Source organism: Burkholderia sp. Ac-20392, from assembly GCF_017104585.1.
In the GTDB taxonomy this organism is placed as follows: domain Bacteria; phylum Pseudomonadota; class Gammaproteobacteria; order Burkholderiales; family Burkholderiaceae; genus Burkholderia; species Burkholderia lata.
Genome location: NZ_JAAGPB010000012.1, coordinates 20,274 through 35,871, shown reverse-complemented (window position 1 = coordinate 35,871; position 15,598 = coordinate 20,274). Strand labels below are relative to the sequence as shown.

Below are 15,598 nucleotides of genomic sequence, written 5' to 3'. Positions count from 1 at the left end.
TGCGCCCGCTCGCTATCGGTGCAGGCAACCTGGCATGACTGCGGGTTCAGTCCGCGTGGCAACCGGCGCGTGCCGGCATCGCGCTGTTCGGCACGATCAGCGCCCCGCCTTCAATTGCGCCCAGAGGCGGTTCTCGAGACGGACGATTTCAATCGGCAACGGCTTCATCAGCGTCATCTTGCGCAACACGTCGTCGGGGGGATACACGCTCAGGTCCTGCGAGACGACCGGGTTGACGAGCGGCCGAGCGGCACGGTTGGCGGTCGGATAGAACACTTCGTTGGTGATCGCCGCGTTGACCTTCGGGTCCTCGATATAGTCGATCCACTTCATGGCCGCTTCAGGATGCGGCGCATCCTTCGGAATCGCCATCATGTCGAACCACATCAGACCGCCTTCCTTTACGTTCGAGAAACGGATTTCGTAGGAACGCTTCGCGTCTGCCGCACGCCGCCGCGCAATGCCCACGTCGCCCGACCAGCCGATCGCCACGCAAACATCGTTGTTGGCGAGATCGTTGATGTAGCCCGACGAATTGAACTGGGTGATGTAGGGGCGCACCTTCTTCAGCAAGTCGAAGGCCGCCTGGTAGTCCGCGGGATTCGCGCTGTTCGGATCCTTGTGCAGATACTGCAACGCGGTTGCGAATGCATCGGCGGCCTGATCGAGAAACGATACGCCGCACTGCTTCAGCTTCGACACGTTGTCCACGTCGTACACCAGCGCCCAACTGTCGACCGGTGCGTTGTCGCCCAGCGCCTTCTTCACTTCCTTGACGTTGTAGCCGATCCCGTCCGTGCCAAAGGCCCAAGGCACACCGTATTGCGCGCCCGGATCGACATCCGCGATCATTTTCATCAGGACCGGATCGAGATTCCTGAGGTTGGGAATCTTCGACTTGTCGAGCTTCTGAAGCATGCCGGCCTGAATTTGCCTCGCCATGTACAACGACGACGGCACCACGATGTCATAGCCCGAACTCCCGGCCAGGAGCTTTGCCTGAAGCGTGTCGTCACTGTCGTAGTTGTCGTACCGAACGTGAATGCCGGACGTCTTTTCGAAGTTCGGGATCGTGTCCTTGGCGATATAGTCCGACCAGTTGTACACGTTGAGTTCCGGAGCGGCCGCGATCGCCGGCAGCGAGCCGCACGACAGCAGCCCGGCCATGACAACGAGCGCAACGCCGGTGACGCTTTGGCGAAGAGGACAGAAGCGCATTGCTGTTTTCCTTGAAGGTAGTGAATACGCGTGAAGGTCGATGGCAAATTGAAAGAAACCGGGCGGCGATCGGTGCGCGCCGTATGAATCGTCCGTGCTCATGCAGTCGTGACTCCCCACCGACGCACGCATCGCGCAGCGGCGTACGGGCTCCCCTGATGCTTTCTCCTGCATCGCAACTCGATGACAATTTGCTTTCTACTCCGATATAATCGGACGATATGAATGGCGGCTGCGTTGCATGAAAGCCGCTGCCCATCGGGTCTTGCCGCACTCGCCTTGCCGACGGGTGAGCCATTGTGGGTAGAACAATGTCTGGTGAAAATTGATGTTTTTTGCTTGATTTGATCAATTTTCCTCATGCCTTCGCGGCGCTCGGCAGGCGCCAAGACAAGCGGCTTGCGCGACGCGAAACGCTGTCCGGGTTGCCGACGACACCCGCTGGTCACCCTGCGCCGTGACCGATATGAGGAAACCTCACCTGTGCGGCGCGATGCGACACACCGACATCCCGTTGCCAGCCCGACATCGCATCCGCCTGCAAACTCGTCGATACCGGCATCGCACATTCACCGAGCGACGCGCGCCCGATCCCGCATGCTGTCCAGGCACCCGCCCCCCTGCGATTGCGCCCTAAAGTGCAATCCGTCATCCCCGTCGACACCTATTGTGAACGCACATAAATGTCCACACTTGAATTTCCAGTTAACATGGGGAACAGGAATTCCCTGACTACGACCATATGTCACTGAAAGTTGGCACTTGAATCGCAATGTAGTTGGATAAAGATCGCGAAACACACAAGAGTCTGCACTCGGTAGTAGCTACGTTAGATCACGAAGCCTTGTAAAACAGGGACACATCGCAAGACAGGAGAGTACAGGGCAATGATGGATTTCTCTGCCCCGCGGTAAAAATTTAAACACCTCGGCTTCGCCTGGTGTTGCCTAGCCCCTCAATGCAATCGCCCCCCCGCCTGCGCCGACTCAACGGCTGATATAAAGGAAATGTTTTACAGTTCTCTCTGGTACGTTTATTTGGTGAGCGATGACTCGACACCTCATCCCTAGTTCATGTAATCGAAGCACCTCTCTGCGGTAATCTGGGCCCCATCGAGTAATGCGCACCGGCGTGAATCCTGCCCCCGTATCCCTACACCAAAAATGCATGCCGCAGTCGCACACCGCACGTACTCGATCCAAATCCCAACGCGCCGTTTTAACGGCGTGACCAGCACCGTGCCGTGCCATTTTACTCGGACAAGTCAAATGCGGAACCTTTTTACGCGGCATCTTAACCCTTATTTCTTCCGGTTTTGAATAATTATAGATATCCATGAAACATCTATTCGCCACGAGGCGCGGGGTTTCCCGAACGATTCGCATAAGCGACAGCGCAATTACTTTTCTAATTGGATTCCCCATTTTATTCAAGTTGATAAAAAAATTGCGCCACTCCGGAATAATTGTATGCTTATTTGTATAATCACTCCCGAAGCAATTCACAATCAATCTTTCTATGCAAGCCCCATACCTCAAGCCAACCAAGTATCGAGACGCCTCGCCCATAAAATCCCAAAATTCACTTGGAAACATCAAAGCGTTAATCGAGAGATCACCTTTTATAAGCTCCGATGAAACTTGAGCAACCACACGACAATTTTTCTTTTGCAAACCAGTCAATCGAATGTTGATCCGCGATGCTCCGAGTCGAATAGCTGTAGAAGGTGATATATATCCCATAGTTCCATTGTCGACGTATCTATCGAGCTCCCATAGCATTTCGCCATGCAAATGACAGACAACTACGCCAGGGAGCTGATGACTACGTCGCCAATGAGGGTATCCATCTGATAACTTGTCCTCGCGAAGGCACACCGGACAAAATCTGTGTCCGTGCCAGGGTTTTGTCCAAGTCGTTATCGGACGCGCCTTTGTTACTCCATTAGGCGATAATCCACACGTCCTCTCCAAGATCTGCTTTGTTCGATCGGGCGTGAGCATCGATGAAAAATACGGGAAATCCGTCATACTCTCGGCAATCTCTGTCGGTGACAGGCACCAACACCCCTTTGTCTCTCGAGCTACGCAATCCAATCCGCCAGCCGCATAGGACGCTCTGATCCACCTCCCGAACAGGCGACGTATTGTCGGTATCAGTAGTTTAGTCGGCTCAGATTCAAGATAGCGAGCCACGACACCAAAGAGCGGCTCATCGTCTAGAGGCTCATCAAGATAGATCGCCATTCTCCGTACCCTTTGAAAAGGCACACCTTGATGGGATAAGGTGACTCGGCAAACTGCGCGCTAGTTCAGCGACGACACACCAGTGACCGCGGTCGTTCGTCAGGGCCGTATTCGCGTCGACGTAACGATCGACGAGTTCGATCCATGCCGCTAGGTGTTTTGCACGTGTCCGCTGGCATCTCCACGAGCCGACCTCATGTTGAACTCTCAACATATTTTCCAGCCGCTCCTTCTCAACACTCAAGTGATGACTCACCTTATTCGTCGAATATCCTCGCGCGATAAGATACCCAGCCGCGATCGCTAGATCGACACCGTCATGCGTCGGCTTCAACACATCGGCGCCCTCAGGGCAGTTATGGAAATAAATGAAAGAGAAACCGCACGAACATATATAATGCGATTCACATTCGCCGATCTCCCGAATTAAAAGTCGATGCTGAAAATCGACCACCGATGCAGCCCTGGGGCATATTGGAGTGACCAGTCTTCGAATTCTGCCAACATTTTCTTGCAGCAAGAATTCCAAGAGCAAATATTTCAATGCACTGCCAGATTCACTCTTAGTCCGCCAAAACGCCCTGCGTATCCAATAATCATTGTGCAACGATACGCCAACCCTTTCAAAATACGCACAACCCATTAGCCTCGTAAGATCCCCCATCATATCCCTGAATTCGACGGATTTTCCATTCGCGTATCCGATGGCTCGCGCACAATCGATTCGTGCCGCTCTTTCAAGATACTGGCTAGCATTCTTTCGACGGGTTAGCACATTTTTCGAGAGCATTGCAAATCTACGTCGTGCCTCCTGTTGATTTGACGAACCCACGGGTTTAATGCTATTCCCCACATCAAACCGTCGACCTGATTCAATCAATGATTGCGCGGCGCCACAGCCGCTATAGTTAAGCGGGCACTGATGCAATAAGCATGTGAGGACACCGGGTAATTGATGGGCCCGCCGCCAATATCGTGGAATATCAAAAGCGATATCCTCTTTCCAGCACACCTCGCAATGTCTCATACCAAGGCGACCCGGAGTTGCCCTGCTTAACCATGTCGGCTGCTTGGCAGAACCACCTTGTCTGGTCTCCCCTAGTTTCGGACCACACAACTCGGCATAGTATGGGTAAAGCGTCAACCTCTCGCGAATTTCATCTACGCTCATTCCCCATACCATAGCCGTTTCGGTTGCTATGCGATCCAGTCCACGTGTAATACCAGTCAATAGGCCAGCATCCGAGCCTGACGGGTACTTCTGAAATGCGCTCCGCGACGTCACTTTCGCGTCCTCGAGATATCTTGCGACAACACTGAACAAGGCCTCGTCAGGCAAAGGTTCATCGAGAAAAACCGTCATGCGATTCTCCATCGCCCTATCTGATGAGAAACACCTACTGAACCGATCAGACTTTCCTAGAAATCACTCTTGGTCGCCCCTTCCGTTTGATAGGCACGCTCTGGGATGCGTCAACGGGCGACAATGCTCGACGAATCACGTCCTCAAATGAGAGCGTGCGGTCGGTTTCCAGGATTCGACGTACTAGAGATTCAGCCTCAATTTCTGACCGTCCCATTTCAATCAACACTGCTACGGCGGCAGAGAATGATTCCAAAAAGGCATCATCCACCAGTTTCGTACCGATCTGCAGCCGTCGCTTCTCACGCGCCACTCTCTCCCGGAATGCCTCGACGTCCGCAGTTGCGAGGTCTACGCATTTCGCCAATGTTACATAATCTCTAGTCCGCAATGCCTGCAGCAGATTTTCTACTGGACCGAAACCAGCCTCGACAGCCTCCCGAACAAGCGCCGGCGTAACACTCCTACTCCCAGCCTGCACCCCCCTATACTGCGTTAGCTTCCATGCCATTTTTGCAAATGCCGGCAATCCGGCACTCACTTCATGCAATACTTTCATGATTTCTTCTGAATCACTTGGTGGAATCGGGAGAAAATCTATGCTAATAATCGCGCTTGCCAGACGTTTCCATAGCTTACCCATGGAGAATGGCCCCATCTCAATAGCCCCGTCACCAGATGAACGACGAGTAGTACGAAAGCTCCGGACCATGTACTCGCGAGCCTCGGGTGTCCCGAGCAAGATGAACGTACAGTTGTTACTATTCAGTAAATTCGTGAGAAAATCGATCAGTTGTGTTTTATCTGCCGCCTTCAAGGCAAACTGAATTTCATCAATCACCAAAACACCTACAAAATGGCGACGCAACACATCCTCAACCTTTAAAATATAATCTGTCGTATTGGATCTAGATGATATTTCCTCGACATAGTACGTTCCAAGGTATAGATCGAACCAATGCAGAATTCCTTTCATCAGAGTTAGCACTGAACCGTTGGCGGGACAGGAAACAAAAGCCCATACCACCTGCACGAATCTTGCTGGAACTCCCTCGTACTCTCGATGCTCAACGATCATTGGAAACGTACTCAGTACCATTTTCGCCAATGTCGTTTTTCCCGCTCCTGAAATGCCAAAGACAAATCTACTGAGCGCGTGGGAATCTCCCGGAAGACAGATCGGCCGAGGGGAGCCCGCCTGTACTAACGCATAGTTTTCTTGTGCTCGTTTCCTCAGGGAGCGGGTCGGTACTAGACCGGAGTAGCGATGCCGGATCGCGGTGTGCAGCCAACTCAGCAGTTCCACCAGTTCGGCCTGTAGCACTAGCACCTGAGAGATGCGACTGATGGCAAGAATCTTTCGGTCTATCGGCCAATTTCGATAGAGCTGGGCGTGAGGTACGTTAAATGCCGCCGCCATTCCATTGAGAATCGGTTTCATTGGGCCGAATGGTGGCAATGCAAGAATCAGAGGATTTTCACCGTGCTCCTGCAGTTCCAGACTTGACGAATGATAAACCGCCTCGACAGACGGGCAAACATTTAGAAAAATATCATCCCCTGCCAGATCAAGAGGAACATCACGATATGATTCATCACTCGAATTAGACTTTTTTGTGCCTTTCATGATAGTACTCCTAATTTATAAATTTCTACTATGTTGGAATTTCACCCCCCCCATCATCATGTCATTCTTATTTTTACCCCTCTAGTCACCGAGCAAATCCAGCACATTTCGACGAAGGCTAGCCTCGATATCCGATGTGGCCTGATCCTCTTCTTGGCTCGAATCACGCCGCTTTTTCGTCAGAGGTGGTCCCTTCGATCTCCTGCTCGCATCTCGTTCTCGTTCGCGAGCCTCACGCATCCCGACTGTCTCAGGATGGGTTAGCCCCGCGTGTTTCAGAGCCACCTTTTGCTCCCTCTTTGATTTCCGACCTTCCTCTGCGTTATTGAGAATTTCCATCACTCGTTGCGGCTGCATCTTCCGCTTCTCTCGCCTTGAATTTGCACGGTCGATCAAACTTCGGATGTTCCACTCCATAAGGTCAACATCGCCTGGCATCTGCTTGTTGGTTCCCGCTTGATAGCCGTACTCAAGGCGCCCCTTCCCCTCCAATAAGATGCGGGACATGTCACCTGGATTGAACTGAATTGGTACTGGTTCACGAGCGTCTCGCCCCCAACAATGAATGAGCGTGCTTTCGATATAGGGAGACGTGTAATACACCCCCTGCCATAGAAGCCCACGCTCTGTAGGTAGGGCGGTCGAATGTGGCCAGGTCGCCATACGGACTTCGTCTAGCGAATGGTGACGCAACGACCCTGTACGATTTTCCATGCCCCAGTTCCATCGATTGAGTGGTGTATCCGCCATGCCCTGGAAGATCATGTCTGGCTCCGCGCCTTCCCGCCCGATAGGCGTTTGAATATAGACGAGGATGGCCCTTATCAATTTCTTAGTGAACTCGCTGAGCGTGTCGGTTGCATCCCATGCATAGTGAGGGGCCCCACGGGCGGTCGCGTCTTTCTCCACAACACCAAAACTTTCTCGCTGGAAATGAGCCGGAATGGTGCCGAACCTGCGCTCCATCAACGCGTGCATCAATGGATCGCGCGCCTTGACGTTGCTGATCGGTAGATGCAATTGATGGTTGACTCTTTTCCATGCTTCAATCTTCATATAGTCACTACCACGATCGGCCGACATGCCGTTTCCAGGAAGGTCGTGACAAGGCCATTGCCCTGGATCGATCTGAAGACCGTACCGTGCACAAAACTCGTCCTTGGGTGTAACGATGTTCTCGAGGACTAGCGCTACTGCCGCAAACGATGGCGGATCGAGGGTGACAAGAACACCGACAATCATGCGGCTCCAAACGTCCATCACTAAATAGACGGTGGGACGCCCTACGACAACGGTTCGGTCATATCGTGATACCAGAAACACATCCGCGACCGTGGCGTCAATCATGTATTCATTGCCAGGCCCCACACTATGCTGTAGCGCATGCCCACGCTTCGGGCGTCCCGTTAGTGCGTATTTCCGCTCCCCCATAGCGCGGCGCTTGCGGACAACAACCGGAACCCGCGTTAGCCAATAGTTTTGGAACTGCCGGACCGTGACCTCTTCAAACGGAGCCAGCTCGAGAGTGATAACTTGCCCCGTGACATCCCTTACTTCCCTCGTGCAACGGCAAACATAGTTCAGATGGTCCACCAACCTTTGCATGGTTTGGCGCCGGCGTGGACCGTCGCGCATCGGTGGCGCATGCGGCCATTGTCGAGTAGTTCTACGTTTTGACTCTCCACGTTGCTTTGCCTTTTGAGCGGTACGACGTGCCGGAAAGCGCGCGTCCGGAATCTTGCACTTGATCCGCTTAGCTAGCTTGTTGGGAATGTCAACTTGCCAAGGCCCTTCCTTGCTGGTCAGGTAGATGTCAACGTATTGCTGCAGGAGTCGGTTCAGTAGCTCGGAAGGAATTGCGTAATGGCCGCCATCGGACGATCGACGACCCGGGCGTTTTGTAAAGATTCTTTGCTTAATTTTTGCGCTTACGTCATCACTATCACGGAAACGTGCCGGTTGCTCCATTCGACCACATCGCCAAAGGCTGCTAGCCACCGACAACGGAGTCATGCCTCGTTGCAGATAGAAACGATGTAGTCGCCGAATCAACTGTAGACTGACGCCTTGAGCCTTAGCGTGTTGTTCAAAAATCAACTTCCGAGTCGTACCAGCGTACAATAACCTTTTGAAGAGATTGCGATCCTCCACCAGCCCCTCGATTCGCTCCCAGTTCTCCACACTCTTTGACTCATGTCCCTTGGTACAAGCTATGACTCGCTTGTATGCATCAAAAGGATCGTCCTCTACACGAACAAACTGATCCTCGTTTTGATAGTCAAGCGCTATGCGCCTTAGGAACTCCTCGATGGAGACGTGTTTTATCTCCAATCGACTACCAAATACATGACACAGCGCGACGTCAGGGCCTCCGCTGCCGGCGAGCACGACTCGATACAACTTCCCGTCTGATTTATCGCACACCAGTTCTCCAACCGCCGGCAATACGAAGCGATGCCCTTTGGCTTTCATATCACCTCCGGTCAGGAATTAATTCACGCGAAGCGCTCGACGATGCCTCCCAGTTACTGAGAGCGTCGTTATCGGGAATTCGTCTTTCAGTGCTAATACCACGCGCTCCTTGCCAAGTCGCTCGGACATTTTTGGCACAATCGGATTCCCGACCCGGGAATCTGTGTCTTATCTCCTGTTGTCCGCTCGAAATTCGGACAGAGCTCGCCGGTTGATTCAACAGAAGGGGCACATCAAGGCGACAAGCAATCCTACGGCTAGCGATCAATTGAAGCGCTGCTCGCACGCATTCGGCTCTCGTGAAATCACACTCACTGGCCACATAGAAGCAGGCGTCTAAGATCCATGTGTAGCTGCAGCAACGCAATCGTCGACTCACGGCCTCTTGCACAATCCGCTCGCGTTCACCGAGACCGTATGCGAGAAGTTGCTCGCTAATCCCGAAGAGCTGCCAGAGATTTCGAGCGTAGAAGTCGTTCAATCCCGCCGAGTACTCCGTACGCAGTGGAATGCCTCGGCGCCGCCAATATTCCTCCAGAATCAATCGCTTTACGGAAGCCTCGATCGAACGCCTGCACACCGAAACCGACTCAATTGCGACCCACTTGCAGCCGCGCGAGTCGATCTTGCTGACCATCAAATCTGTAATCAGGACGCATGGACTGCGGTCCCTATACGTCGGATGCTTTACACCTAAGAAGCGAGCGATACGCGCTGTCTCGTCAACATCCAATACTGGATAATATTCACGCAGTTCTTGCGTTCGACGGTCCCAATGCCGCTTCAGAAAAGTGGACAAGATCAAATCCGAAGCCAGCACAACCTGGCGTCCGCCGCAGCGGCTACAGCAGAACCGGTGCAGACGACCGATGCCGCGCAATTCGCTGAGCGTCCGGCCCGGCACATAGGTACTCATCTCACCCATGCCACGTCCCTCTTTGATGTAACGGTCCCTGTTTTTTTGGGACAGGCGCCCTTCCTCCCATTGTGGATCGAGACCTCTGGCCCTTACCGGCTTGTTGGGATTCGTATGAACTTCGCGTGCATCGGACATGATGATGCCCTCCATTACCAGTATCGAAGCGCGGCGTAAGTCGACGAGCCAGCACGTGGCGTATTCCAGAGACGTGCTACCTCGGTGACCAAACACTTTGAAACGCTGATCGGCACAACAGCGTTTGATGTGTGCGCAGCTCGGCGTACGTTGGGACGAGCGCCACCCACGATTTTTCAAAAAAAATCGGGGCTCGCTTGACTCTATGGGAGGGGCTGACTAGGATGGGACTGTCGATTTCGCAATTCGATCAGTTCCAAAAAGGCCTTTTGGGTTGGCGCCCGAAGGCCTTTTTTCCTATCAGCTTCTCAATCTATGGTCCGTCCATAGCGATTCCTCCGCGTCCTAATCGGTACCTATTAGTGATGCACAATGCAATCCCACCATCACCGGCAAAAGTCCGGCGCACCTTCATAGCTGGGCAGCTTAGTGAACATGAGGCAAATAGCAAAAAAACGTACATAAGAAATGGGGCCGTTCCGGAAAGCTAAATCCGGCGGACATCTCTAGTGGTTTCCACTAGAGTGCAATGGTGTATTCCGGTACATTCCTCTGACCTGGTTAAGCATATGAATTCCTTGTCATGCAACGGATTTCGATACTGGCGAAAGTTGCTTTCCCCGCCAGACGATGTGCAGGAAAAAAGGAAAGTGCCGAAGCATCTTCGGCTGGGTGGGCTACGCGGGATGGCATATGCCGCGGCGGCTGTTACCTATACACATAGAACTGCCTCATGGCTGAGCAATTTGTTCAATAGAGGTCGAACAATCCGCGGAAATCAGTCGAGCTGCCACGCTGAGCGCAATAGCAAGATCGTCTATCAATATCTACGGGGCGAACGCGAGCCGAGTTCAGGTCGGCGGGGCAAGTACGGGCACGATCTGACCGGAACCGTGCGCGCGCTACCCGGCGGAGTCACGGCTTACCTATGGTCCACTTCGCCGATCTGGGAACTGATCAAGGGCACCGTTTCAGTGGAATTCGTTCGAGGCATCCTGTCTCTGATAGAAGAACCCCTCCCTGGCATGCCGGCGCTCTCTTATATCCGGGCTTGGGCACTCTACCGCCTATCCATTCTCGAGCAGGCGTCGCCAGTAGAACAGCGAGAGAGGTCACGTTTGATTGCCTCTCTGCATTCCACTTCGTATGCAGGCGACCCAGTGTTCAACTATATTTGCGGACCACTGCGCCACTACCTACTTGAATTCGAACCGCAAATTCCTATTAAGCGCCCGACGGCAGCGCCCAGCCCAAAATCGCGCCTTTCCATCTTGATGAAAAATAGCTTCAGACGGTATCTACAGAAGCAGAATCGATTCGAAAACGGTATCGCTCGACATCAGCTTTCTGGGCGGCAACCTGATCGTCGATTTAAACACGAATTTTCGTACGGATGGGATGCTTACCGAAAATTTAACGATGACTTGGAGTCACTTCACGCAGAGCTTGATGTGAGCCGACATCCTGAGTCTGGGTGGAAAATTCTCTTTGAAGCGTGGAACATACCAACGTGCACGACAAAATATTTAGCACATCAAATTATTAAAATTAGGCGACGAAAAATCAATTAACATAGACTAAAGATTTTACGAAAAATATACAACACAACCAAATAACGATGATTCTTGACATGTCATAACGCTCCGCCACACCTCGTTACTCTTACATTTTTATCATCATTTATTGATTATTTTTCACTCAACAATACCGTGTGCCTCAAAGTGACGGAGCCACTCAATTCGCCGTTCCGGTGCTAACGATCATCGATGACTATCCGCATCGCTCGCCAAGGAAAAGGAGTGCGCACCGATCGAGCAAATGCCGCGTCTATAGCTTGCCCCTCGACGATATCGAAGGGACAGCAGCCAGGCGAACGATCCGGCTATCACTCAGCGCCGTTGATTGGAGGCAATGGCAACGATGATTGATGGGGAGCGGAGCAGTTCTCTGCGACAGGGGGAACAAATTGCGGTTACCTAAGGCTGAAAAATAGCGCAGTAGTCATGCCATCTTCGACAACGAACGGGCTATCATATGTGTAGCACAACCAAGGGAGGATTCATGGCAACGTACCAAGAACTGAAAGCTCAGATGGACGCGCTGGCCGAGAAAGCAGAAGCAGCTCGCCTCACGGAACTCCACTCCATCATCGAAGCCATTCGCGCTCAAGTTGCGGAATTCGGGATCACAGAAAAGGACATCTTCGGAGTACGTCGAGGCCGTACTGCACGGACGCCAGCGGCGCCGGTTGCCGCCAAGTATCTCGATCCAAAGACGGGGGCAACTTGGTCTGGCCGCGGTCGTGCGCCGGCATGGATCAAGGACGCGAAGAACCGCAATCGATTCCTCATTCAAGAGTAAGACTCTACACCTTTCATCCTGGCAACCGCGGACCACTTCTGGCCCGCGGCCTATCGAGCCACCGCTAATTGCAGCTGCGCGGAATGATAGCCAAGGCCTCAGCAGAGCTCATGCTATCGGATTCGCCAATTAGAGCAACAACTAACGAATCTAATCGATTGACAACTGCAGCAACCGAGCCTTAATCCACCACCGGTGACTGCGGAAAGCGTCTTTGCGGACGGCTTAACGGAGTCGGTCAGACCTCATTCCGGTAGCACTAGTTACCAGCCCCGTCCTCTGCGGCAGCAGCACGTCCGATGTTGGTCAAGCATTGCTTGCCACAGCGGGTTACTACATAGCCGAAGGTCGGCAAGTGGTCCCATCAGTCTTCGAAACGCATCTCTCAGTTGCACAAGATCATTTGAAGAAGCAGTCTCCCCCATCAGTGCAAGATCGAGAGCCAAAGTACGCTCCCTAATCAAAACAGCAGACGGGACACGAACATGTACACTCGGTCAGCAAGATGCGCCGTAGAGGCCGCAATCAACGAATAACAAGGCTGGTCGCAGTGATACGCCATTCCGTCTGCGACACGTATTCGACCACCTAAAACTCGCAGGTGGCGCTGGGTTTGAGTCTGCACTTCGTCCTGAATGACTCGATCTCGAAGTTCTGCAATGTGCGCGCGTTGAATATTCCGACGGGACACCACCGTGTAGATAATTTCCGACTGCGGCAACCTCGAGCAGACGGATCGGCCGATGCGCCCCATCAAGAATCGGTGTCTGTCCCAGTCCCCCGCTGTACGCATTCGAGCGCGTCAAGATAACGATGTACTGGTACCGACGCGAGCTGGGTATCATGCGCGACGACTAGCGCTTCAAGCGCCATTCGCTCAGCATCGGTAACTGACCATGCGCCCCCTCGCCCTGCTCGCTCAACACATGCGTTCAGTGCAACCTGCGCCTGACGGTACGGCGTCACGTCCTTGTCGTCGCACAATTGAAACGCCAATTCCAGTACATTCGACAGCGTCGCGATTCCGTCAACATTACCGTGGCCGTCCCGCAATGAAGCAAGCGCACAATGATTCTTCAGTGACAGTCGACGCACATGCACAGGAGGCAGCGGCAAGAGTTGCGCCTTGCTCAATGTTCGGCATGCCCTCCTAGATGCTTTACGCATGAGCGAGGCTCCTACAGGTCGACTGGTTCGGCAGCCCGTCTGTTAGCCATAGCAGCGGCTCAGCGAAGCACGCAGCGACGTGGTCTATGTCGATGCATCGCCCGCAGTTGTCACGGTGCCGGAACTCATGTCGCAGAATCTCCCGCGCTTGACCAATCACAATCTCAAAAAAATCCGCATCGCACACGCGCGCTAGCCCACCTGCCACAGAACGCTGGTACTTCATATGTCTAATCCACGTAGACTGATCTACACTGTTCGTCCAGTTTGTGCACCCCTCGCAATTCGTCAACGGACGGAGTATGCCAAACTCGACGCACAGCTACAGTTGTGACTTGTTCCGCCTTCGATACGAGAACCCTAGTTCAATCTGTACTTTCTTTGCTCGCTGGCAACCCAATCTTTCATCTTGCCCACGTCCACAAGGAAGTCTCCGGCGGAACCATCCAGCTCGAGCACCAAAGTCTTGGACGGTCGGACGTCCAAAACCGTCACTCCAGCATGATTACGAATGATCCGAAGGTCGTCCTGCGGGATGTCACCGGATCCCTTGAAAAACAGCAAATATCGACTCATGACGGACCTCCAATCAGTGAGGCAACCCATTCCCTACGTCAAATTTATCGAATCCGAGCGAATTACACGTCCTGTACAGCAACGCCTTCAGGTCCGCGAGGCGCTGAGGGCAGCGAACTCGTCCTGACAACTCAGGTGCGGCCTCCAACAACCAAGCCGCGAAACCTGAGACCACTGGACACGCCATTGACGTCCCATCTTTTGCAGCATAGCCGCCAACACCGACGGTCGATATGACAGCGACGCCAGGCGCGGCCAGTTCGACCTTTCCATGGTTCGAGAACGCGGGCACAAAATCGTTCGAGTCAGTTCCCTCAACTCGCTTAGGCCAACCCGCGTGCACTGAACCAGGCGGGAATGTACCAGATCGACCAACGGCCGCGACCGAAACAACTTCCGGATAGCTTGCGGGAAATACGGAAGCACTGTGCCCATCGTTGCCCGAGGCCGCGACAACTAACACTCCGTTCCTTTCAGCATATTTAATAGCCTCTTCAAGCACCTCGTCGACTTTTTCCTGCCCGAGACTCAAATTGATGACATCTGCGCCACGATCCACTGCATTGCGGACAGCCTCAAATATGTACAAAGTGTCAGCCTCTACCGCGTCACGCTCGAACACGCGAAAGCTCATCAACTCTGCATTGGGTGCAAGCCCTCTCATACGCCCGCAACCTCCGATGATTCCGGCAACATGCGTACCGTGCCCAGTGCCGTTGTCACCCAGGTCGTCCGCGTCGTCGGCCTGCGTATGAGAAATGCGGTCAATGACATTGCCAAGATCCGGATGGTCGTCCACGCCCGTGTCAATCACTGCAACCTTGACCCGGCGGCCCAATTGCGTCGCGCCCTGGCGCGAATGACTCTCCGGATAATGAAACTTGAAGCAATCGACATACGTCGGTTCAAGCGCGTCAAGCGTGAAGACAACAGGCCCATGTGTCGCCATGACCCCCGATTTGGATTGCCCCCAGAAATCAGCAAACGGCGTGATTTTCACAAAATTGGCAAGCCCAATTCCTGTGGGGATCGTTGCATGTCCGGTTGCATCCGTCTTGCCCTGCAAGAGATTATTCGTACCCCACTCACAAACAAGGACCGCGGCGTTCGCAACAGGTTCACCATGAGGTCCCTGCACTCGAATGCGAAATGGGCTGTTCGTCGCCGGCGGTACGACTCCAAAGGAATACGGTCCTGCCGACATCAGCACGCGGTCGATTTCGATCGCTGCAAGACGATAAGTTCGAACTGGATGTAGCTTGATCGCTCCGTTGGCGGCCTCGAACGTGCGCGCCTGGTCGTCGGTCAACTCGAGCATCGCAACGTCATCCACCGCGGACGACGTAACAGGAATCTTTGCACCGGCCGAAAATGCTCTACGAAGGAGGGCCGTGACACCTCCACCCTGAAAACTAGAACGTTGAAACGGACCGACAAACGCCGAACCTTCAACAGTCTCGGCCATGATGATGTACTTGTGGGTGTTAGACGCCATTTCTATCTATCCGATAAAT

Annotated in this window: 10 protein-coding genes; 2 read left to right on the top strand and 8 right to left on the bottom strand. The window is 53.3% G+C overall.

Translation table 11 applies throughout. The annotated features are described in order from the left end of the window. Positions 1-96: 96 nt before the first annotated feature. The 6 genes from G3N99_RS03160 to G3N99_RS03135 form a co-directional block, all read right to left on the bottom strand. On the bottom strand, positions 97-1,167 hold the full coding sequence (locus G3N99_RS03160) for a polyamine ABC transporter substrate-binding protein (protein WP_241011445.1): 1,071 nt from the start codon (positions 1,165-1,167) through the stop codon (positions 97-99). Positions 1,168-2,204: 1,037 nt separating this feature from the next. Continuing rightward, the gene (locus G3N99_RS41730; protein ID WP_241011442.1) at positions 2,205-2,900 is read right to left on the bottom strand and encodes a hypothetical protein; all 696 of its coding nucleotides are present in this window, start codon (positions 2,898-2,900) and stop codon (positions 2,205-2,207) included. Positions 2,901-3,447: 547 nt separating this feature from the next. After that, on the bottom strand, positions 3,448-4,827 hold the full coding sequence (locus tag G3N99_RS03150) for a TniQ family protein (RefSeq protein ID WP_206121629.1): 1,380 nt from the start codon (positions 4,825-4,827) through the stop codon (positions 3,448-3,450). A 46-nt stretch (positions 4,828-4,873) separates the two neighbouring features. Next, positions 4,874-6,454, bottom strand: coding sequence for an ATP-binding protein (locus tag G3N99_RS03145; RefSeq protein ID WP_206121628.1), 1,581 nt, complete (start codon positions 6,452-6,454; stop codon positions 4,874-4,876). 81 nt (positions 6,455-6,535) lie between these two features. Continuing rightward, positions 6,536-8,926, bottom strand: coding sequence for a hypothetical protein (locus G3N99_RS03140; RefSeq protein ID WP_206121627.1), 2,391 nt, complete (start codon positions 8,924-8,926; stop codon positions 6,536-6,538). 1 nt (position 8,927) lies between these two features. After that, positions 8,928-9,995, bottom strand: coding sequence for a TnsA endonuclease N-terminal domain-containing protein (locus G3N99_RS03135; RefSeq protein WP_206121626.1), 1,068 nt, complete (start codon positions 9,993-9,995; stop codon positions 8,928-8,930). A gap of 635 nt (positions 9,996-10,630) precedes the next feature. Between G3N99_RS03135 and G3N99_RS03130 the strand changes: the two genes are divergently transcribed. Beyond that, positions 10,631-11,551, top strand: a complete 921-nt coding sequence (locus tag G3N99_RS03130; protein WP_206121625.1) for a hypothetical protein — start codon at positions 10,631-10,633, stop codon at positions 11,549-11,551. A 490-nt stretch (positions 11,552-12,041) separates the two neighbouring features. Further along, the gene (locus G3N99_RS03125) at positions 12,042-12,341 is read left to right on the top strand and encodes an H-NS histone family protein (RefSeq protein WP_206121624.1); all 300 of its coding nucleotides are present in this window, start codon (positions 12,042-12,044) and stop codon (positions 12,339-12,341) included. A gap of 1,527 nt (positions 12,342-13,868) precedes the next feature. On the opposite strand, the gene G3N99_RS03120 is transcribed toward G3N99_RS03125, so the two are convergent. Next, a complete protein-coding gene (locus tag G3N99_RS03120) occupies positions 13,869-14,084 on the bottom strand; it encodes a hypothetical protein (protein ID WP_206121623.1) in 216 nt (71 codons plus the stop codon). A 13-nt stretch (positions 14,085-14,097) separates the two neighbouring features. Further along, positions 14,098-15,579 (bottom strand): S8 family serine peptidase, encoded by a 1,482-nt coding sequence (locus G3N99_RS03115; protein ID WP_206121622.1) that lies wholly within the window; start codon positions 15,577-15,579, stop codon positions 14,098-14,100. Positions 15,580-15,598 lie beyond the last annotated feature (19 nt).